Here is a 20,207-nt window from a genome sequence, read left to right on the forward strand (position 1 = left end):
CCGGGCCCCCGGAAATTTTTTCCCAACCGCCCCGCCGCCCCAGGAGGCCGCCATGGACCTGCGCACCCGCTTCACCGACGAGCTCAAGACCTCCATGAAGGCCGGCACCGCCGCCCGCACCTCCACCCTGCGGATGATCCTGGCGAAGCTGAAGGACACGGACATCGCCGCCCGTCCCTCCGGCGTGGACAAGGTGCCGGAGGAGCAGATCGTCGCCATGCTGCGCGGCATGGCCAAGAGCCGGCGCGAGAGCGTGGAGATGTACCGCCAAGGCAACCGCCCCGAGCTGGCCGAGAAGGAGGAGGCGGAGATCGCGGTGATCGAGTCCTTCCTGCCGCAGCAGATGGACGAGGCCGCGACCACCGCCGCCGTGGAGGCCGCCATCGCCGAGACGGGCGCCGCCTCGATCAAGGAGATGGGCAAGGTCATGGCCGCGCTGAAGGCGAAGCACGCGGCCACGCTGGACATGGCCAAGGTCGGCCCGATCGTGAAGGCGAAGCTGGGGGGCTGACCGCGCGCCCCGGGGGTAAAGGCCCATAGGCCGGGAGCCCAGGGCCGGGGGACGATCGGCCCCCGGCCCGCTGCCGCCGGGGGTCAGCCCAACGCAGCGGCGATCTCAGGCAGGGTGTGGTTGGTCAGGTTCTTCGGGATCGACTGCACCACGCTCGCCTCGACCGTCTTGTGCAGGGCGTCGCGGATCTGGCCGAGCGTCTGCGGGTCGGCGACCAGGACCAGCGCCTCGAAGGCGTTCCTGGTCTTCAGCGCGTAAAGCGACTGGGCGATCTCCTTGGCGAAGGTGGCCTCCCCCGTCTCCTTCGGGCTCTGCTCGTCGGGGCGGGAGCCGGACGGGCCCTGCCCGTCAGGGTTGGGCGACAGGCGCTCCTCCTCCCGCAGCGTGACCTCCAGGCCCCGGCCGGCATTGCGCAGCAACAGGGCTTTGCCGCCATCGGCTACGACGATGAGGGCATTGTGGGGAATGAGCTCGGCCATGTCGGCGCCTCCGTATCCGTGTGCGTCCGGGTTCTGCCCGGTCGTCGGCAAGGAACGCCGCGGCAGGCGGAAAGGCGCCGCCGGAGGGGCGATTTTTCCCGCCGCCGGAACCGGGCGCCGGCCGGTCCGGGGGGCGGGGCGGACCAGGGCCGCCGCGCGCCGGATGACGGGCAGCGGCCGGTCGTGCTTTTAGGAGGCTGAATGGCCCTCCCGCCCAACTTCCTGGACGAGCTGCGCGCCCGCACGCCGCTGCCGGCGCTGGTCGGGCGCCGTGTCCGCCTGACCCGGAACGGGCGGCAGTGGAAGGGGTGCTGCCCGTTCCACAACGAGAAGACGCCGTCCTTCTATGTCTATGACGACCACTACCACTGCTTCGGCTGCGGCGCGCATGGCGACGCCTTCCGCTTCGTCATGCAGACGGAGGGGGCGGGATTCCGCGATGCCGTGGAGCGACTCGCCGCCGAGGCAGGCATGGAGGTCCCGAAGGAGACCCCGCAGCAGGCCGCGCGCGAGGCCCGGGCGAGGGACCTGCACGACGTGCTGGAGGCCGCCGCGGAGGCGATGCGCCGCCGCCTGCGGGCGCCGGAGGGGGCGGAGGGGCTGGCCTATCTCCGCCGCCGCGGCCTGTCGGAGGAGACCATCGCCCGCTTCGGCCTGGGCTGGTCCGGGGGCGGGCGGGGGGCGCTGATCGGCGACCTCGCGCCGCTGGACATCCCGCCGGCGCGGCTGGCCGAGGCGGGGCTGGTGAAGGAGGACGGGCGCGGCGGCTGGTCGGACTTCTTCTTCCACCGGGTGATGTTCCCGATCCGCGACCGGCGCGGCCGGCTGGTCTCCTTCGGCGGCCGCATCCTGGGCGACGGACAGCCGAAATACCTGAACGGCCCCGAGACGGAGGTCTTCAGCAAGCGGCGCACCCTCTATGGCCTGGACCTTGCGAGGGAGGCGGTCTTCCGGGACGGCGCCCGGCTGGTGGTGGTCGAGGGATACATGGACGTGATCGCCCTGCACCAGGCGGGGTTCACCGGCGCGGTCGCCCCGCTGGGCACGGCGCTGACCGAGGAGCACCTGGCCGAGCTGTGGCGCATCTCGCCGGAGCCGGTGCTGTCCTTCGACCGCGACGCCGCCGGCGCCCGGGCGGCGCTGCGGACGGTGGAGCTGGCCCTGCCGCTGCTGGGGACGGAGCGCTCCCTGCGGCTGCTCCACCTGCCCGGGGAGGCCAAGGACCCGGACGAGTTCCTGGCGAAGCACGGCCCCGCGCCCTTCGCCCAGGCGCTGGAGGCGGCGAAGCCGCTGAGCGAGGCGCTCTACGACCTGCTCGCCGCCGGCCCGGCGCCGGCCACGGCGGAGCAATGGGCCGCCCTGCGCCACCGGCTGGAGGAGGCGGCGGGCCGCATCCCCGACAAGGCCCTGGCCGCCGAGGTCCGCCGCGTGCTGCTGGACCGCTTCTACGCCGCCCGCTCGGCCGGGCGCGCGCCCTTTCCGGGGCGCCGCCCCGCCCCGGGGGAGGGGGGGCGCCGCTTCCCCGGCCGCCCGCTTGCCCCCCGCATCGAGCGCCGCCCGATCGACGCCGACGCCACCCGGCTGGAGCAGGCGCGCTGCCTGCTGGCCATCACCCTCGCCCATCCCTGGGTGCTGGACGAGGTGGAGGAGAGCTGCGCCCTGCTGGACCTGCCGCCCGGGGATTGCGACCGGCTGCGCGCCGCCCTGCTCGCCTGGCATGGCACCCCCCGCCCCGCGGGGGTTGATCCTCAGGCCGATCCGCTTGAATCGGCTCCGCTGCCCGCCCACCTGCACGCGACCGGGCTGGGCGAGCTTCTCGCCTGGGCGACGCGTGCCACCGGCCTGCCGGGGGCCGCACGCCCCGATGCCCAGCCGGCCGAGGTGCTGGAGGGCTGGTGGCATTTCTTCGCGCTGCTGCGGGGCGAGGCATCCCTGGTCGAGGACCAGCGCGCCGCGGTGCGGGCCTGGACCGAGACCAACGATCCCGCGGCCCAGCAGCGCCTGACCCGGATCACCGAAGCCCTGATGGCCGTGCGGCGCGGCGAGACCGGCCTGGGGGAATGACCCCGCCGGGACGGGGACCCGCCGGGGCAGCCCCGGGGGCCCCATAGGGTAGAGAGAGTTTTTTCGCGGCGGCGCGCCTTCCGGCGGCGGCGCCCCGCGCGGACCGGAGGCGTGGATGGCGACCAAGACGGCGAACGGTGCGGAGACGACCGAGACCCGGGACGAGGCGGTGGAGGGCGCGCTGCTCGACACCATGACGGCCATGGTCAAGAAGCTGGTCGCCCGCGGCAAGGAGCGGGGCTACGTCACCATCGACGAGTTCAACCATGCCCTCCCGTCCGACCAGGTCTCCTCCGAGCTGATCGAGGACACGATGGCGATGCTGTCCGAGGGCGGCATCAACGTGGTCGAGGCCGAGGAATCCGCCGACGAGGAGGGCGAGAAGAAGCCCGCCCGCTCCGAGGACGAGGAGGAGAAGGCCGAGGACGAGGAGGCGGGCGGCAACGTCAACGAGGAAACCCTCGGCCGCACCGACGACCCCGTCCGCATGTACCTGCGCGAGATGGGCAGCGTGGAGCTGCTCTCCCGCGAGGGCGAGATCGCCATCGCCAAGCGCATCGAGGCGGGGCGGGACATGATGATCGGCGGGCTCTGCGAGAGCCCGCTGACCTTCAAGGCCATCCAGAAGTGGCACGAGGCGGTCCGCGAGGGCCGCATGCTGCTGCGCGACGTGATCGACCTGGAGGCCACCGCCGCCGGCGACACGCCCGAGGGCGTGCCCGGCCAGCCGGCCGAGGTGGAGGAGGTCGAGGAGGGCGAGGAAGGCGAGGGCATGGGCCTGTCCCTCTCCGCCCTGGAGGAGAAGCTGAAGCCCGAGGTCCTGGCCAATTTCGAGGCCATCGAGGGGCTGATGGGCAAGCTGGACAAGCTCTCCGCCAAGCGCATGGAGGCCTATACGGCCGGCGGCGAGCTGGCCGGCAAGTCCGAGAAGACCTACGAGAAGCAGCGCCAGGAACTGGTGGCGCTGGTCGAGAAGGTGCGGCTGCACAACAACCGCATCGAGGAGCTGGTGGACCAGCTCAAGGGCCTCAACCGGCGCATGACCAACCTGGAAGGCCAGATCCTGCGCATGGCCGAGGGCAGCAAGGTCAAGCGCGACGAGTTCATTCAGCACTGGCGCGGGTCGGAGCTGGACCCCGCCTGGTTCGACCGGGTGGAGCGCCTGCCGGGCAAGGCGTGGAAGGCCTTCGTCGCCAAGAGCCGCGACGACGTGGAGGCGGTGCGTCAGCAGATCGCTCGCACCGCCGGGGATACCGGCCTGCCGGTCGCTGAGTTCAAGCGCGTCTACGCCACGGTCAGCCGCGGCGAGCGCGACATGACCCAGGCGAAGAAGGAGATGATCGAGGCCAACCTGCGCCTCGTGATCTCCATCGCCAAGAAGTACACGAACCGCGGGTTGCAGTTCCTGGACCTGATCCAGGAGGGCAACATCGGGCTGATGAAGGCGGTGGACAAGTTCGAGTACCGCCGCGGCTACAAGTTCAGCACCTATGCCACCTGGTGGATCCGGCAGGCGATCACGCGCTCCATCGCCGACCAGGCGCGGACCATCCGCATCCCCGTCCACATGATCGAGACGATCAACAAGCTGGTGCGGACCTCGCGCCAGATGCTGCACGAGATCGGGCGGGAGCCGCAGCCGGAGGAGCTGGCCGAGAAGCTCGGCATGCCGCTGGAGAAGGTCCGCAAGGTCCTCAAGATCGCCAAGGAGCCGATCAGCCTCGAGACGCCGATCGGCGACGAGGAGGACAGCCACCTCGGCGACTTCATCGAGGACAAGGCGGCCATCATCCCGCTGGACGCGGCGATCCAGACCGGCCTGCGGGATGCGACGACGCGGGTGCTGTCCAGCCTGACCCCGCGCGAGGAGCGGGTGCTGCGGATGCGCTTCGGCATCGGCATGCACACCGACCACACGCTGGAGGAGGTGGGGCAGCAGTTCAACGTGACCCGCGAGCGCATCCGGCAGATCGAGGCCAAGGCGCTGCGCAAGCTGAAGCACCCCAGCCGCAGCCGGAAGCTGCGCTCCTTCCTCGACAACTGAGGTGTTCGTCGCGCATGGCGGGCAGGAGGTGACCCCCGTCCAGGTGGAGGTCACCTTCCTGCGCATGGACCGGCCGCCCGCCGCCGCCGCCCCGGCCCTGCCGCCGGGCGCGGCGGTGGTGCGGCTGCGCCGCTGCACCGTGCCCTTCTACCGCTACCTCTACGCCGCCGTGGGCGGGGAGTACCTCTGGTGGTTCCGCCGCACCGTGCCGGACGATCGGCTGGCGGCGATCCTGGCCAGCCCGGAGGTCTCCATCCACGTCCTCTACGACGGCGGCGAGCCGGCCGGCTTCTACGAGCTGGAGCGGCGGCCGGGGCGCGTGGTCAACCTCTCCTATTTCGGCCTGCTGCCGCACGCGGTCGGGCGCGGCATCGGCGCAGCCTTCCTGCGCCGTGCCGTCGACGACTGCTGGGCGGACGGCGCGGTGTCGGTCACGGTCAACACCTGCACCGCCGACCACCCCCGCGCCCTGCCGAACTACCTGGCCGCCGGCTTCGGCATCCTGCGCCGGGTGCGGGAGGAATGGCCCGTGCCGACCAGGCTGGGCCTGCGCATCCCGGAGCGGCTGCGAGGCTGAACCATCGCGCCCCCGGGGGAGGCAAGCCCTCCCCCGGGGAGCTGGCGCAACGCCACGGAACGGGCCATCGCGGCGCCTATACCTCCCCGCGCGCCATGCGGTCGCGCAGGTGCTCCGCCTGGCGGATCGCCAGCGCGACGATGGTCAGGGTCGGGTTGCAGGCGGCGCCGGTGGTGAACTGGCTGCCGTCGGAGACGTAGAGGTTCGGCAGGTCGTGCGCCTTGCCGTTGCGGTCCACCACCCCGTCGCGCGCGTTCGCGCTCATCCGGTTGGTGCCGAGGTTGTGGGTGGAGGGGTAGGCGGTGGTGTGCATCACCCGGGTCGCCCCCACCGCGTCGTAGACGGCGCTGCCCTGGCGATAGCCGTGCTCGCGCATGGCGATGTCGTTGGCATGGTCGTCGAAATGGACGCTGGCCACCGGCATGCCGTTCCTGTCCTTGGCCTGGGGGTCGAGGGTGATGCGGTTCGTCGCCTGCGGCATGTCCTCGCCCACGATCCACATCCCCGCCATGTGGTCGTAGCTGTCGAGCGCGGAGGTGAAGCTGCGGCCCCAGGCCCCGGGATCGAGGAAGGCGGCCATGAAGGGCAGGCCGAGGGAGAGCGTCTCCATCTCGTAGCCGCCGACGAAGCCGCGCGAGGGGTCGAACTTCGCCTCGTCGCGGATGATGCCGGCCATGGTGGTGCCGCGGTACATGTGCACCGGCTTCTCGAAGATGCCGTAGACGCTCGCGGTCAGGTGCCGCATGTAGTTGCGCCCGACCTGGCCGGAGGAGTTGGCCAGCCCGTCCGGGAACATGGACGAGGCGCTGTTGAGCAGCAGGCGCGGGCTTTCCAGGGAATTGCCCGCCACGCAGACCACGCGCGCCTTCTGCAGGTGGCGGTTGCCCTGGCTGTCGGCATAGACCACGCCCGTCGCCTTGCCGCGCGCGTCGTGCTCGATGCGCAGCGCCATGGCGTCCTGGCGGACCTCCAGGTTGCCCGTGCGCTCGCCGGCCGGGATCTCCGTGTAGAGGGTGGACCACTTGGCGCCGGACTTGCAGCCCTGGAAGCAGAAGCCGATCTGCTGGCAGGAGCCGCGCCCGGCCCGGGGCTGGCTGTTGATCGCCATGTTCCCCGTGTGGAACTCCTGATAGCCGAGCTTGCGCGCCCCGGCCGCCAGCACCTTGTAGTTGTTGTTGCCGGGCAGGCGCGGGATGCCGTGCGTGCCGGTGACGCCCATCTTGTCCTCGGCGCGCTCGTAGAAGGGCTCCATCTCCGCCAGCGTGATCGGCCAGTCGGCCATCTGCGCCCCGGGGATGTCGCCGTAGGTGGTGCGCCCCTTGAACTCGTGCTCGTGGAAGCGCAGCGACGCGCCCGCCCAGTGGGTGGTGGTGCCGCCCACCGCCTTGACGATCCAGGCCGGCAGGTTGGGGAAGTCGCGCGACACCCGCCAGGCGCCGGAGGTGGTGCGCATGTCCGTCCAGGCGAGCTGGGCGAAGCTCTCCCATTCGTTGTTGATGAAGTCCTGGATCTCGTAGCGGCCTCCCGCCTCCAGGATCACCACCTTGACGCCCTTCTGCGCCAGCTCGTTGCCGAGCGTGCCGCCGCCGGCGCCGGAGCCGATGATGACGACCAGGCTGTCGTCGTTCAGGTCGAACTGGGCCATGTTCCGTCCTCCCCGCTCAGCTCGCCGGCAGCCAGTCGATGTCGTCGAAGCCGCGATGGAGGTAGCCGCCGTACTCGGCGCTGGACCCCTCGTAGCCGAATTTCGGCCACAGCTCCTCCTGGTTGTAGAGCGAGACGACCAGGTCTCCGCGCAGCTTCCGGAAGAAGGGCGTGTCGCTGATCTCGTTCAGCAGCGGCAGGCGGTCGCGCTCCCAGTTCAGCGAGAGGTAGTCGTTGCCGCCGTACTTCGCCTTCGCGGCCGCATCGAGCCGCGCGAGCCCGTCCTGGAACAGGGTGCGCAGGTCGGCATCCTGGCCCGCCTTGGCGTCGTAGGGCCAGACGGCCGCGACGTAGAAGCGGTCCGGCACGCGGTCGTGCGGGAAGATGTCGCGGGCGAGCTTGGCCAGCATCACCATGCTGCGGGACGGCAGGTTCACCGCCTCCGCCGCCCAGGCCGCATCCGCCTCCAGCAGGGCGCCGGTCAGCGCCGCCGCCGGCAGCCCGAGTGCCGCGCCGCGCAGGAATCCCCGTCGCGACGCGCGCAGGCGCTTGTCCACCACCCTCATCGAACGCTCCTCCTCACCCATCGGAGCCCCTTTGTTCAGGGGTCCCCGCGAACCCCGTTCAGCGGTAGCGGCCGTGGCGCTGCAGGAGCTCGATCCGGTAGCCGTCCGGGTCCTGCACGAAGAAGAACCGCGCCATCAGCGCGCCGTCCCGCATGAATTCCTTGATCGGCAGCGGCGAGAGCCCTTCCCGCTCGAAGCGGGCATGCTCCGCGTCCAGATCCGCCACCGCGACCGCCAGGTGGCCGTAGCCGTCGCCGAGCGCGTAGGGCTCCGTGCGGCCGTGGTTGATCGTCAGCTCCACCTCGAAATCCGCCTCGCCGTTGCGCAGGTAGACCAGGGTGAAGCCGTCGAAGGGGAAGCGGTCCGCGACCTCCAGCCCGAAGGCGCGGCGGTAGAAATCGACCGAGCGTGCCTCGTCGAGCACGCGGACCATGCTGTGGATCGCCTTGGCCATCAGTTCGCCCCGTCCTTGAGCCATTGGATGATGGCGCCGCGCATGGCGGCGCTGGGCTGGCGGTAGGGCATGACGGAGCCGGGGACGAGCCCGGCGCTGTCGGCCAGCCAGCGGTCGAGGGTCTGCTCGTCCCAGACGAGGCTCGCGCCGGCGAGGGCCGCGGAGTAGCGGAAGCCCTCCAGCTTCCCGGCGGGGCGGCCGAAGACGCCGTTCAGGTTCGGCCCCTGCCGGTTCGGCTCGCCCGGCTTGACGGTGTGGCAGACGGCGCATTGCCGGCGGAACAGGGTCGCGCCGTCGGTCGGGGCGGCGGCGGGCGGCACCTGCGCCCGGGCGGGCCGCACGGCGGCCGGAGGGGCGGCCAGGGCGACAGCCAGGCTAGCCAGCAGCGGGAGGAGAGGGGGCGGGGATCTCATCGGCCGCCCACGGTACGGAGGTACCGGGGCGGGCGGGTAGTATCAGGCTATAGCATGGGCCCGGATCGCGGCACCCTCGGTCCGGCCCTGCCGCAGCCAGAGCAGGCAGGTCACCCGCAGCAGGGAGGCGAAGTTGCCGACCTCGCCGCGCCGCTCCAGCACCTCGTCATAGAGGGTGGAGGCGAAGCGGGCGACGGTGCTGCCCTCGGCCGCCGCGATGTCCTCCAGGATGTCCCAGAAGGCGGCCTCCAGCCGGATGCTGGTGCAGTGGCCGTTGAGGCGGACGGCCCGGGTCTCGCAGGCATAGGTGTCGGGCGCCTGGGAGGCGTAGAGCTTGCACATGGACGGTCGCTCCGAGGGCACGGGCCGCTTCGGGCCCTTGGCAGGACGCATGTGGCCCGCCCCCGGCCGGGTGCAACCGGGGGCGGGGCCTTCGGGACGTTACGAATGCGCCAGCATCGCCAGCAGCAGCAGGGCGACGATGTTGGTGATCTTGATCATCGGGTTCACCGCGGGACCCGCGGTGTCCTTGTAGGGGTCGCCCACCGTGTCGCCGGTGACGGAGGCCTTGTGCGCCTCCGACCCCTTGCCGCCATGGTGGCCGTCCTCGATGTACTTCTTGGCGTTGTCCCAGGCGCCGCCGCCCGTGGTCATGGAGACGGCGACGAAGAAGCCGGTGACGATCACGCCCAGCAGCATGGCCCCCAGCGCGGAGAAGGCGGCCGCCTTCCCGGCGATGGCCAGGATGCCGAAATAGACCACCAGCGGGGAGAGCACCGGCAGCAGCGAGGGCAGGATCATCTCCCGGATCGCCGCCTTCGTCAGCAGGTCCACGGCGCGGGCGTAGTCCGGCCGGTCGGTGCCGGCCATGATGCCGGGCTTCTCGCGGAACTGGCGGCGGACCTCCTCCACCACGGCCATGGCGGCGCGGCCCACCGCCGTCATCGCCATGCCGCCGAAGAGGAAGGGCAGCAGCCCGCCGAAGAGCAGCCCGACCACGACATAGGGGTCGGAGAGGCTGAAGGTCAGCGCCCCGATCCCGTTGAAGTAGGGGTAGGTGGCGGCATTGGCGGTGAAGTAGCCGAGGTCCTGGGTATAGGCGGCGAAGAGCACGATGGCGCCCAGCCCGGCCGAGCCGATGGCATAGCCCTTGGTGACGGCCTTGGTGGTGTTGCCCACGGCGTCCAGCGCGTCGGTGGACTTGCGGACCTCCTTGGGCAGGCCCGCCATCTCCGCGATGCCGCCGGCATTGTCCGTGACCGGGCCGAAGGCGTCGAGCGCCACGATCATCCCCGCCACGCCCAGCATCGCCGTCACCGCGATGGCGATGCCGTAGAGGCCGGCGAGCGAGTAGGAGGCCAGCACGCCGAAGATGATGATCAGCGCCGGGATGGCGGTGCTCTCCATCGAGACGGCAAGGCCGCGGATCACGTTGGTGCCGTGGCCGGTGACGCTGCTCTCCGCGATGGCCTGGACGGGGCGGAAGTTGGTGCCGGTGTAGTATTCCGTCACCACCACGATGGCGCCCGTCACCACCAGCCCCACCACGCCGCATAGGAACAGCGACCAGGGGGTGAAGGTGATGCCCTGGGCGGTGATCGGGGTGTTCAGCCCGCCGAAGACCAGGGCGGTCAGCGGCAGCAGCACGATCAGGCTCAGCACCCCCGTCGCGATCAGCCCGCGGTACAGCGCGCCCATGATCGACTGGCTGGCCGGCAGCTTCACGAAATAGGTGCCGGCGATGGAGGTGATGACGCAGACCGCGCCGATGCTCAGCGGATAGATCATCGCCGCGAGCCGCAGCGCCGGATCGGCGAAGGCGATGGCCGCCAGCACCATGGTCGCGACCATGGTCACGGCGTAGGTCTCGAACAGGTCCGCCGCCATGCCGGCGCAGTCGCCGACATTGTCGCCCACATTGTCGGCGATGGTGGCGGGGTTGCGGGGGTCGTCCTCGGGGATGCCGGCCTCGACCTTGCCCACCATGTCGCCGCCCACGTCGGCGCCCTTGGTGAAGATGCCGCCACCGAGGCGGGCGAAGATGGAGATCAGCGAGGCGCCGAAGCCCAGCGCCACCAGCGCGTCGATCACCGTGCGGGAATTGGGGGCGAGGCCGCCGAGCACGGTGAGGACGAAGAAGTAGACCGCGACGCCGAGCAGGGCGAGGCCCGCCACCAGCAGCCCGGTGATGGCGCCCGACTTGAACGCCACGTCGAGGCCCCCCGCCAGCGAGACGGTCGCCGCCTGGGCGGTGCGGACGTTGGCGCGCACGGAGACGTTCATGCCGATGAAGCCGGCCACGCCCGACAGCACCGCGCCGATCAGGAAGCCGATGGCCACCGCGATCCCCAGCCGCCAGGCGACCAGCAGGAACAGCAGCACGCCGACGGCGCCGATGGTGGTGTACTGGCGCCGGAGGTAGGCCTGGGCGCCTTCCTGGATCGCCTGGGCGATCTCCTGCATCCGGGCCGAGCCGGCGTCGCGGCTCATGATGTCCTTAGCGGTGACGACCCCATAGGCGATGGAGGCCGCCCCCAGCAGGATGACGAGCAACAGGGATACGGTGATCAAACGCTGGACTCCCCCTCCGCGCGGGCCATTGGTGGCCCGTCATCGTGCGGGAAGGGTGGCAGGGCGACGCGGGCGCTGTAAATGGAGCCCGTGACGTTCCCGGACCGTTCGGCGGCGGGTTTTTCCGGCGGGGGAGGGGCAGGCGGAGGACCCGCCGGGCGGCGGGTCCCCGAACAGGTCAGGCGGCGGCGACGGCCGTCTTCTTGGCGGCGACGGCGATGTCGTTGACGATGATCGCGGCCGCCTCCTCCGGCCCGCCCCAGCCGGTGACCTTCACCCACTTGCCGGGCTCCAGGTCCTTATAGGTGGAGAAGAAGTGCTCGATCGCCTTGCGGGTGATCACCGGCAGGTCGTCGCAGGACTTGTATTCGGCGTAGAAGGGATGGACCTTCTCGTGCGGGACGCAGACCAGCTTGGAATCCTCGCCCGCCTCGTCCTCCATCTTCAGCACGCCGATCGGGCGGCAGCGGATCACGCAGCCCGGCACCACCGGCGCCGGCGTCAGCACCAGCGCGTCCGTCGGGTCGCCATCGGCCGCCAGCGTGCCGGGGATGAAGCCATAGGCCGCCGGATAGGCCATGGCGACGAAAAGGAAGCGGTCCACCACCACGGCGCCGCTGTCCTTGTCCAGCTCGTACTTCACCTGGCTCCCCTGGGGGATCTCGATGACCACGTTGATGTCGTGGGGCGGCGCCTTGCCGGTGGGGATCAGGGTGGGGGTCATGCGTTCCTGCCCGAAAGGGTGCTGCACCGCAGCAATATAAAGGATGTAGCAGAGAACGGGGCTTTCGGGCAACGCAAGCCCCGTCGGCTCACCCCGGCCGATCAACTTATGCGTGTATCGCCGCAACCGGTCGCCCCGGCGTTGCCCCCGGATGGCCACGGCATCGCCCCGGCGCCGCCCATCGGCCCACCCAGCCTGCCGGTTCCGCGGCATTGCCAGCCACAGGGCGCGGCGGCAGCATCCGGGCGCGGCCGGGCAACGACCCCCGCAGAGGACCTCGAAACGCATGACACAGCGCCGCCAGCTTCCCGGCCTGCTCCTCGCCCTGGCGGGCGGGGTGCCCATCCTCGGTGCCGGGCCAGCCGGCGCGCAGGGGAGCGGGCCCGCGCCGGCGGCGCCGCTGGTCGTGGAGAAGCGGACCTTCGAGGCGGGCGAGTACCGCAGCCGCGGCGGCGGCGTGATCGCCAACATGCGGGTGGGCTACGAAACCGCCGGAGCCCTCAACGCGGCCGGCGACAATGCCGTGCTGATCTCGCATTTCTTCAGCGGCAACGGCCATGCCTTCGGCCAGTACGAGGCTGGCGGCGCCCCCGGCTGGTGGGATGCGGTGGTGGGGCCGGGCAAGCCGATCGACACGAACCGCTTCTTCGTCGTGGCCAACGACACGCCGGTGAACCTCAACGCCCGTGACCCGCGCACCGTCACCACCGGCCCGGCCAGCGTGAACCCCGCCACCGGCCGGCCCTGGGCGCTCGAATTCCCCGTCCTGTCCATGCGCGACTTCGTCGAGGTGCAGAAGCGCCTGCTCGACAGCCTGGGCGTGAAGCGGCTGGCCCTGGTCGCCGGGCCCTCCATGGGCGCGCTGCAATCCATCGAATGGGCGGCCGCCTATCCCGAGATGGTGGAGCGGGTGATGCCCGCCGTCGCCACCGGCAGTTTCGACGCCTTCCTCCAGGCCTGGATGGAGGTCTGGGAGGCGCCGATCCGCCTCGACCCCAACTGGCGCAACGGCGACTACTACGCCCAGGGGCGGGAGCCGCCGCTGCGCGGTCTGGCCGAGGCACTGAAGATCGTCACCCTCCAGGCCCGCGACCGCGGCAGCCTCGCCCAGTTCGACCGCGCCGTCCCGGCCGGGCAGGACCCGGCGAAGCGCATCGGCGACAGCTTCGCGGTGGAGAAGTTCCTGGACGAGGCCGCCATGGCCCGCGCCAAGACCTCCGACGCCAATGCCTTCCTCTACCTCACCCGGGCGAACCAGCTCTTCTTGAACGAGTACCCGGGCACGGAGGCGGCGCTGTCGCGCAGCCAGGCGCGCTGGCTCGTCCTGCCCAGCGTCGGCGACCGGGTCTTCCCGCTGGAGTACAACGTGGAGCTGACGGAGACGCTGAAGAAGCTGGGCCGCCCGGTGCGGATGGTGGAGCTGCGCGGCACGCTCGGCCATCTGGAAGGGGTGGCCAACGTCATGCAGGCCGAGGCGGCGATCCGCGACTTCCTCGGCACCTGAGGCCGCGCTACACGGCAGGACAGGGTGGGGCCGGTAGCTCAACGGTTAGAGCTGGCCGCTCATAACGGCTTGGTTGCGGGTTCGATTCCTGCCCGGCCCATCCCGCCGCCCGCTCCTCTCCCTGTCCGCCCGGCTGGTCGCCTGGCCGGTGAGGCGGGTCCCGTTGCCCGTTGGGGGCCTGGCCTCCCCCGGTCCCTCCTCCACCGGGGGTGAGCCGGCCCCCGGACCCCGGCGGGAGTCCGGTTCCGGCGACCGACCCTGCCGGGGTTCGTCCCGCGGCAGCGCCCACGGGCTCCAGGCGCTCTGCTCCTGGCGGATGGGGGGGTATCGCGCGGGGACAGGTGGAGCCTTCCCCCCGGGCCACGGCACGCCGGCAGGGGGCAGCGCGGCGCCCGATGGAAACCGTCCGGCCCCGGGGCCATATGCGGTGCATAATCCCTCCCCATCCCCCGGCGGCATGGCCATCCTTGGCGCGGCCGGACCGCGCCGTTACAACCCCCGCCACGCCCCCGCTTCGCTGAAGAGATTGCCCATGGCCGCCTATCAGTACGTCTATGTGATGAAGGACCTCACCAAGTCCTACCCGGGCGGACGCGAGGTGTTCAAAGGCATCACCCTCTCCTTCCTGCCCGATGCCAAGATCGGCGTGCTGGGTCCGAACGGCGCCGGCAAGTCCACGCTGATGCGGATCATGGCGGGGCAGGACAAGGAGTTCGGCGGCGAGGCCTGGGCGGCGGAGGGCGCGCGCGTCGGCTATCTGAGCCAGGAGCCGCAGCTCGACCCGACCAAGACGGTGGGCGAGAACGTGATGGAGGCCTTCGCCCAGGTGCAGGCCGACCTCGACCGCTTCAACGCGATCAGCGCGAAGTTCGCCGAGGAGATGACCGAGGAGGAGATGAACACCCTCCTCGCCGAGCAGGCGGAACTGCAGGAGCGCATCGACGCCGCCAATGGCTGGGAGGTGGACCGCACCGTCGAGATCGCGCTCGACGCGCTGCGCTGCCCGCCGGCGGACAGCCAGGTGAAGCACCTCTCGGGCGGCGAGCGGCGCCGCGTGGCGCTGTGCAAGCTGCTGCTGGAGAAGCCGGAGCTGCTGCTGCTCGACGAGCCGACCAACCACCTGGACGCGGAGAGCGTGTCCTGGCTGGAGAAGACGCTGCGCGAGTACGAGGGCGCGGTGCTGGTCGTCACCCACGATCGCTACTTCCTCGACAACGTGACCAACTGGATCCTTGAGGTCGATCGCGGCCGGGGCATCCCCTACCAGGGCAACTACTCCGACTACCTCCAGGCCAAGCGCAAGCGTCTCGCCCAGGAGGAGAAGGAGGAGAGCACGCGCCAGCGCCAGCTGGCCGAGGAGCAGGAGTGGATCGGGCGCAGCCCCGCCGCGCGGCAGGCCAAGAGCAAGGCGCGCATCCAGGCCTATGAGGAGCTGCTGGCCAAGAGCCAGGAGAAGGCCCCCGACCCGACCTCCATCCAGATCCCGCCCGCGCCGCGCCTGGGCAACACGGTCATCGTGGCGGAGAACATCCGCAAGGGCTTCGGCAACCGGCTGCTGATCGACGACCTGTCCTTCAAGCTGCCGCCGGGCGGCATCGTCGGCGTGATCGGCCCGAACGGCGCGGGCAAGACGACGCTGTTCAAGATGATCACCGGCGTGGACAAGCCCGATTCCGGCGAGATGCGCGTGGGCGATTCCGTCCAGCTCGGCTACGTCGACCAGAGCCGCGACAGCCTCGACGACAAGAAGACCGTCTGGCAGGAGATCAGCGACGGGCAGGAGCTGATCACCATGGGCAAGCGGCAGGTGCCCAGCCGCGCCTATGCCGCCGCCTTCAACTTCAAGGGTGGCGACCAGCAGAAGCCGGTCGGCGTGCTCTCGGGCGGCGAGCGCAACCGCGTCCACCTCGCCAAGATGCTCAAGAACCCGCACAACGTGCTGCTGCTCGACGAGCCGACCAACGACCTCGACGTGGACACGCTCCGCGCGCTGGAGGAGGCGTTGCAGGACTTCGCCGGCTGCGCGGTCATCATCTCGCACGACCGCTGGTTCCTCGACCGCCTCGCCACCCACATCCTCGCCTTCGAGGGCGACAGCCACGTCGAGTGGTTCGAGGGCAACTACCAGGCCTACGAAGCGGACAAGCGACGTCGAATGGGCGCGGCGGCGGACCAGCCGCACCGGATCAAGTACCGCCCGCTCACCCGATAGGCGCTGGATGGTCGGGCAGGGGAACCTCGTCTCGGCGCCGCGCGGCATCACCACCGCGCGGCTCTCCTTGCGCCCGCCTGGCCCGGAGCACCTGGACGACATCGTCCGGCTCAAGGCCGATCCGCGGGTGTTCGAGGTGATGCTGCACGGCGTCCGCACGCCGGAGCGGTCACGGGAGGAGCTGGAGGACGACCTCGAATTCTGGCTCGTGCGCGGCTACGGCACCTGGAGCGTCTTCGAGCGGGAGACGGGCGACTTCCTCGGCATCGCGGGCCTGATGGAACGGCCCGACGGGCGCGGCGTGGCGCTGCGCTACGCCCTCTGGCCGGAATGCCGCGGCAAGGGCTATGCCCGGGAGGCGGCGCGGGCGGCGCTGGAATTCGGCCATGCCGCCGGGCTGGCGCGGATCATCGCCGTCGCGCGGGAGACCAATGCGGCCTCCCGCGGGGTGCTGGAGGATCTGGGCCTGCGGCACTGCGACACCTTCCTGAACAAGGGGCATCGCATGCTGGTCTATGAGAGCCTGCGCCCGGCGGAGGGCGCCGGCCCGTAGGGGCGGGCGCCCGCCCGGCGGGGAGGGGCGGCTACCGCCCCTCGCGGGCCGCGAGCTGGGCGATCTGCCCGCGCATGGCGTCCAGCAGCGCCGAGACCTGCCCGCCGTTGCGGCTGATCACGGCCGAGTACTCGCTGCGCTGGGTCAGGCGGAGCGAGGTGCCCTCGGCATAGACATCCACCACCCGCGGCTGGCCGTTCACCTCGCCCACGCGCCAGTCCAGGCTGAAGGCGGGGCTGTTCGGCCGCTCCACCACGGTGTTGACCAGCGCGTCGTCCTCGGTGCGCTGCTGAGAGCGGCCCAGGGAGAAGCGCACGCCCTGGTACTCGCCGAAGCGGGCGGAGAGGTTGCGGATCAGGGTCTCCTCGAAGAGGCGCATGTACTCCTGCTGCTCGGCCGGGCTGGCCTGGCGCCACCAGCGGCCGAGCACGAAGCGCCCCACCCCCTCCACGTCCACGGCGCGGCGCAGCACGGCCGCGACCTGCTGGCGCCGCTGGGCCACCGCGGCCTGGCTGTTGATCGCCGCCACCAACTCCTGCCCGGTCGCCTGGATGAAGGCGGAGGCCCGGCTCAGATCCATCTGGGCCAGGGCTGGCCGCCCCAGGGCGAGCAGGGCGGGCGTGGCGAGGCTTGCGGCAAGCAGGTGGCGGCGGCTGGTTCGCATCATCATCTCGGTTCCGTGTGCCCGGGCCTCAACGTTCCGGATAGACCCCGGTTCCCACTCCCAGCCCGGTGCCGATCCCCGCGGGGTCGGACTGGCCGGTGCTCTGGATCGCCCGCTGGCGCTGCTGGCGGTAGGCGGAACGGAAGGTGGCATAGGGGTCCAGGCTGGTTTCGTTCACCGCATCGACCGCGTCGAGCAGGCTTTCGCGCGTGTCGAGCACCGTCAGCCCGGTGCGGCCGTAGCGGTAGACGTCCGTCCAGCTGCTGTCGCCCCAGTTGAGGTAGGTGAAGGGGTTGGCGGCGGTGTCCACGCCCTGTCCGAGCAGGTCGCGCGGGTTGGAGGGGCCCAGGATGGGGATGAACAGGAAGGGGCCTTCGCCGAGGCCGGCCTTGCCCAGGGTCTGGCCGAAATCGGAGTTGTGCGGCGGCAGGCCCAGATCGCTCGCCACGTCGAAGATCCCGCCGAGGCCGATGGTCGAGTTGAGCAGGAAGCGGCCCATGGTCGTGCCGAAGCGCTGCGTCTCCCCCTGCAGGGCGTCGTTCAGCGCGATCACCGGACTGCGCAGGTTGCCCAGGACGTTGCTCACGCCCCGCCGCACCGGTGGCGGCACGACCGCCCGGTAGGCCTGGGCGGCCGGGCGCAGCACCACCTGGTCGATCCCCTGGTGGATGGCGAAGAGGACACGGTTGGTCGGCTCGGCCGGGTCGTTGGTCTGCTCGAACTCGGCGATCGCCTCCGGATCGTCGGCGGGTGGGCGGGTGGCGCAGGCGGAAACCCCGAGGACGAGCACCAGGGCCAGAAACCGCAAGGGACGCATCGCGCGGGGGTTCCTCATCGTATCGAACTCCAGCATAGCAGCCCGGCCGCCCTGGAGCGATGTGGCGCAGCACGACATAAGGTGACGGCGGGAGGTCCCGCCCCCATTCTGGACATACTGCCAAGAGGATCTTAGGGCGTCATGAATCATCTTGCCAATCCCGCAGAGGGGCCTCCTGCGTCGCGGCACGCCGCGGGCGGCAGCCCCAATGTCCTGGGGCGCTGGCTGACCGGGCCGCGATTCGGCGCCCTGCCGGCGCCGGCCGCGCTGCCTCCCCCCTCGCTGTCCTTTGAATTCTTCCCGCCCCGGACCGAGGCGCTGGAGGCGCAGCTCTGGGCCTGCATCCGCCGGCTGGAGCCGCTGGCCCCGCGCTTCGTCTCCGTCACCTACGGCGCCGGCGGCACCACCCAGGCGCGGACGCATGCGACGGTGGCGCGGATCGTGAAGGAGACGGGGCTGGTTCCGGCCGCCCACCTCACCTGCGTCGACGCCTCGCGCGGCGAGGTGGACGAGGTCGCCCGCGGCTACTGGGACGCCGGCGTCCGCCACATCGTCGCGCTGCGCGGCGACCCCCCCGCCGGGGTGGAGCGCTACGAGCCGCATCCCGAGGGCTATGCCTATGCCGCCGACCTGGTGGAGGGGCTGGCCCGGGTCGCCCCCTTCGAGATCTCGGTGGCGGCCTATCCGGAGGTCCACCCCGCCGCCACCTCGGCCCGGAACGACCTGGACAACCTGAAGCGCAAGATCGATGCCGGGGCGACCCGCGCCATCACCCAGTACTTCTTCGACACCGAGACCTATCTGCGCTTCCTCGACCACGCGCTGGCCGCGGGCATCACCGTGCCGATCGTGCCGGGGATCATGCCCGTGTCCAACTTCAAGCAGATGAGCAGCTTCTCGGCACGGATCGGCGCGTCCGTCCCGGGCTGGATGGCGAAGCTCTTCGAGGGGCTGGACGACGACGCCGAGACCCGCCGCATGGTCGCCGCGACCGTCGCGGCGGAACAGGTCCGGTTGCTCCAGGCCAATGGGGTGGACGAGTTCCACTTCTACACCCTCAACCGCCCCGACCTGACCTATGCCATCGCCCATATCCTGGGGGTCCGGCCACCGGCGCCGAGCCAGCCCGCCAGCGCCTCCGGCGTGGCGGAGGAGACCAAGGTCCGGGCGGCGGAGCAGGCCGCGAAAGGGTAGGGCGCCGGCCATGCGCCACGGGGCATGGCCCGAATTCCCTGGTCGAGCTTCTGCTTTCTCCGCATAAGGGGCGGGACGGCGGCGCGGCCATCGGCCAAGCCGTTGTGGGAAATTGACCCACGGATTTTGCCTCATGCTGATCGTGCCGTGCCGGCCAGGCGCGCCCCGCCCCGCGGCGCGGCGCCACGCCGGAGTCGTCCTTCCGTGACCGCCGCTTCCTGGCGCCACTCGCCGCTCAAGGCCACCCTGCGAAGCCGGGCCATCACCCGGCTGCTGGGGGTCTATCTCGGGCTCTGTCGCCGCACCGCGCGCTGGGAGCTGCAGGGCACCGGCGCCCTCCGCGACCTGGCCGGGCGGCCCGGCGGCTTCATCCTGGCCTTCTGGCACGAGAACCTGCCGCTGATGCCGCTGGCCTGGTCCGCCTTCTGGGAGGCGGAGCCCGGCCTGGTGCGCAAGCCCGGGTTGGTGCTGGTCTCCCGAAGCCGCGACGGCGGCCTGATCGCCGGGCTGCTGGGCCGCTTCGGGCTGACCACGGTGGCGGGCAGCACCTCGAAGGGCGGGCGCGCCGCGGGGCAGAGCCTGCTCCGGGGGCTGCGCCAGGGCGCCGTGGCGGTGGTGGTGCCGGACGGCCCGCGCGGGCCGCGGCGCCGCATGTCGGAAGGCTGCCTGCGCCTCGCCGCCATGGCGGACGTGCCGATCGTTCCCTGCGGCGCCCAGGCGCGGCCGCTCTGCCGCACCGGCAGCTGGGACCGCATGATGATCCCCTTGCCCTTCGCGCGCTGCGTGGCGGTCGCCGGGACGCCGATCCTCCCCGGGGAGCAGGAGCTGGCCCAGGGAATGGAGCTGCTCGGCGCCGCCCTGGACCGGACGATGGAACAGGCCGCCGAGGCCCTCGGTGGCCCCGCCCGGCCACTGGCCCGCCGCCACGCCTGAACGACCCCGTGGCCCGATGCCCCCGTTCCACAGGTTTGCTGAGCCTGCCGGGCAGGAGCGGCCTCACACCAACGGCGGGATGACCTGACCTGTCGTGCTGCCGTGTTCCGGCGTCGGACCGGGAGGGGACGCTGTCCCCTCCCAGACCCTCCCCTGCCGGGGCCACAAGCGGGCCCCGGTCCCCGCTGGGAGTTTGGTTCTCCGTGGCTGCCGTCAGCCTCCGGACTGAACCCTGACGGCGCGCGGACAGGCGGGACTCTGGAAAAACTTCAGAAGGCGTCAG

The 20,207-nt window shown here is 71.4% G+C and carries 19 protein-coding genes and 1 tRNA gene; 10 read left to right on the forward strand and 10 right to left on the reverse strand.

The window, feature by feature from the left end; genetic code table 11:
• Window positions 1–52 precede the first annotated feature (52 nt).
• Window positions 53–511: a GatB/YqeY domain-containing protein gene (locus LPC08_RS02550; RefSeq protein ID WP_230451166.1), complete on the forward strand. Its 459-nt coding sequence runs from the start codon at window positions 53–55 to the stop codon at window positions 509–511.
• 83 nt (window positions 512–594) lie between these two features.
• Here the strand turns inward: LPC08_RS02550 and LPC08_RS02555 are convergent, their stop codons facing one another.
• Complete coding sequence (locus LPC08_RS02555) at window positions 595–990, reverse strand: host attachment family protein (RefSeq protein WP_230451167.1); 396 nt, start codon at window positions 988–990, stop codon at window positions 595–597.
• Between the two features lie 201 nt (window positions 991–1,191).
• Between LPC08_RS02555 and dnaG the strand changes: the two genes are divergently transcribed.
• From dnaG to LPC08_RS02570, 3 genes are all read left to right on the forward strand, one after another.
• Window positions 1,192–3,054, forward strand: coding sequence for a DNA primase (gene dnaG / locus LPC08_RS02560; RefSeq protein WP_230451168.1), 1,863 nt, complete (start codon window positions 1,192–1,194; stop codon window positions 3,052–3,054).
• A gap of 115 nt (window positions 3,055–3,169) precedes the next feature.
• Window positions 3,170–5,098, forward strand: a complete 1,929-nt coding sequence (gene rpoD / locus LPC08_RS02565; RefSeq protein WP_230451169.1) for an RNA polymerase sigma factor RpoD — start codon at window positions 3,170–3,172, stop codon at window positions 5,096–5,098.
• A gap of 64 nt (window positions 5,099–5,162) precedes the next feature.
• On the forward strand, window positions 5,163–5,675 hold the full coding sequence (locus LPC08_RS02570; RefSeq protein WP_230452961.1) for a GNAT family N-acetyltransferase: 513 nt from the start codon (window positions 5,163–5,165) through the stop codon (window positions 5,673–5,675).
• A gap of 76 nt (window positions 5,676–5,751) precedes the next feature.
• Here LPC08_RS02570 and LPC08_RS02575 read toward each other — a convergent pair whose 3' ends face one another.
• From LPC08_RS02575 to ppa, 7 genes are all read right to left on the reverse strand, one after another.
• Window positions 5,752–7,320, reverse strand: coding sequence for a GMC family oxidoreductase (locus LPC08_RS02575; RefSeq protein ID WP_230451170.1), 1,569 nt, complete (start codon window positions 7,318–7,320; stop codon window positions 5,752–5,754).
• Window positions 7,321–7,336: 16 nt separating this feature from the next.
• Complete coding sequence (locus tag LPC08_RS02580; RefSeq protein WP_230451171.1) at window positions 7,337–7,885, reverse strand: gluconate 2-dehydrogenase subunit 3 family protein; 549 nt, start codon at window positions 7,883–7,885, stop codon at window positions 7,337–7,339.
• A 58-nt stretch (window positions 7,886–7,943) separates the two neighbouring features.
• On the reverse strand, window positions 7,944–8,339 hold the full coding sequence (locus tag LPC08_RS02585) for a VOC family protein (RefSeq protein WP_230451172.1): 396 nt from the start codon (window positions 8,337–8,339) through the stop codon (window positions 7,944–7,946).
• Entirely contained in the window at window positions 8,339–8,752 is a 414-nt protein-coding gene (locus LPC08_RS02590) for a c-type cytochrome (protein ID WP_230451173.1), read from the reverse strand. The genes LPC08_RS02585 and LPC08_RS02590 overlap by 1 nt, the downstream gene beginning before the upstream one ends.
• Before the next feature lie 42 nt (window positions 8,753–8,794).
• On the reverse strand, window positions 8,795–9,094 hold the full coding sequence (locus LPC08_RS02595; protein ID WP_230451174.1) for a ribbon-helix-helix domain-containing protein: 300 nt from the start codon (window positions 9,092–9,094) through the stop codon (window positions 8,795–8,797).
• Between the two features lie 99 nt (window positions 9,095–9,193).
• On the reverse strand, window positions 9,194–11,323 hold the full coding sequence (locus tag LPC08_RS02600; protein WP_441295825.1) for a sodium-translocating pyrophosphatase: 2,130 nt from the start codon (window positions 11,321–11,323) through the stop codon (window positions 9,194–9,196).
• Between the two features lie 178 nt (window positions 11,324–11,501).
• Window positions 11,502–12,047: an inorganic diphosphatase gene (gene ppa, locus LPC08_RS02605; RefSeq protein ID WP_230451175.1), complete on the reverse strand. Its 546-nt coding sequence runs from the start codon at window positions 12,045–12,047 to the stop codon at window positions 11,502–11,504.
• A 286-nt stretch (window positions 12,048–12,333) separates the two neighbouring features.
• On the opposite strand from ppa, the gene LPC08_RS02610 reads away from it, so the two are divergent.
• The 4 genes from LPC08_RS02610 (at window position 12,334) to LPC08_RS02625 (ending at window position 16,316) form a co-directional block, all read left to right on the forward strand.
• On the forward strand, window positions 12,334–13,551 hold the full coding sequence (locus LPC08_RS02610; protein ID WP_230451176.1) for an E22 family MetX-like putative esterase: 1,218 nt from the start codon (window positions 12,334–12,336) through the stop codon (window positions 13,549–13,551).
• A gap of 27 nt (window positions 13,552–13,578) precedes the next feature.
• Window positions 13,579–13,651, forward strand: a tRNA-Ile gene (locus LPC08_RS02615).
• A 432-nt stretch (window positions 13,652–14,083) separates the two neighbouring features.
• Window positions 14,084–15,763, forward strand: a complete 1,680-nt coding sequence (ettA, locus tag LPC08_RS02620; protein WP_230451177.1) for an energy-dependent translational throttle protein EttA — start codon at window positions 14,084–14,086, stop codon at window positions 15,761–15,763.
• Window positions 15,764–15,770: 7 nt separating this feature from the next.
• Window positions 15,771–16,316, forward strand: a complete 546-nt coding sequence (locus LPC08_RS02625) for a GNAT family N-acetyltransferase (RefSeq protein ID WP_230451178.1) — start codon at window positions 15,771–15,773, stop codon at window positions 16,314–16,316.
• A gap of 31 nt (window positions 16,317–16,347) precedes the next feature.
• Here LPC08_RS02625 and LPC08_RS02630 read toward each other — a convergent pair whose 3' ends face one another.
• Window positions 16,348–16,986, reverse strand: a complete 639-nt coding sequence (locus LPC08_RS02630; RefSeq protein WP_230451179.1) for an MlaC/ttg2D family ABC transporter substrate-binding protein — start codon at window positions 16,984–16,986, stop codon at window positions 16,348–16,350.
• A gap of 22 nt (window positions 16,987–17,008) precedes the next feature.
• Window positions 17,009–17,797: an MlaA family lipoprotein gene (locus tag LPC08_RS02635; RefSeq protein ID WP_230451180.1), complete on the reverse strand. Its 789-nt coding sequence runs from the start codon at window positions 17,795–17,797 to the stop codon at window positions 17,009–17,011.
• A gap of 141 nt (window positions 17,798–17,938) precedes the next feature.
• Here LPC08_RS02635 and metF point away from each other — a divergent pair, with 141 nt between their 5' ends.
• Entirely contained in the window at window positions 17,939–18,991 is a 1,053-nt protein-coding gene (gene metF / locus LPC08_RS02640; RefSeq protein ID WP_230451181.1) for a methylenetetrahydrofolate reductase, read from the forward strand.
• A gap of 204 nt (window positions 18,992–19,195) precedes the next feature.
• Window positions 19,196–19,924 carry a lysophospholipid acyltransferase family protein gene (locus LPC08_RS02645; RefSeq protein WP_230451182.1) on the forward strand — a complete coding sequence of 243 codons (729 nt, stop codon included), beginning with the start codon at window positions 19,196–19,198 and terminating at the stop codon, window positions 19,922–19,924.
• The last annotated feature ends 283 nt before the right edge of the window (window positions 19,925–20,207 follow it).

The sequence above is a fragment of the Roseomonas sp. OT10 genome (assembly GCF_020991085.1).
Classification (GTDB): domain Bacteria; phylum Pseudomonadota; class Alphaproteobacteria; order Acetobacterales; family Acetobacteraceae; genus Roseomonas; species Roseomonas cutis.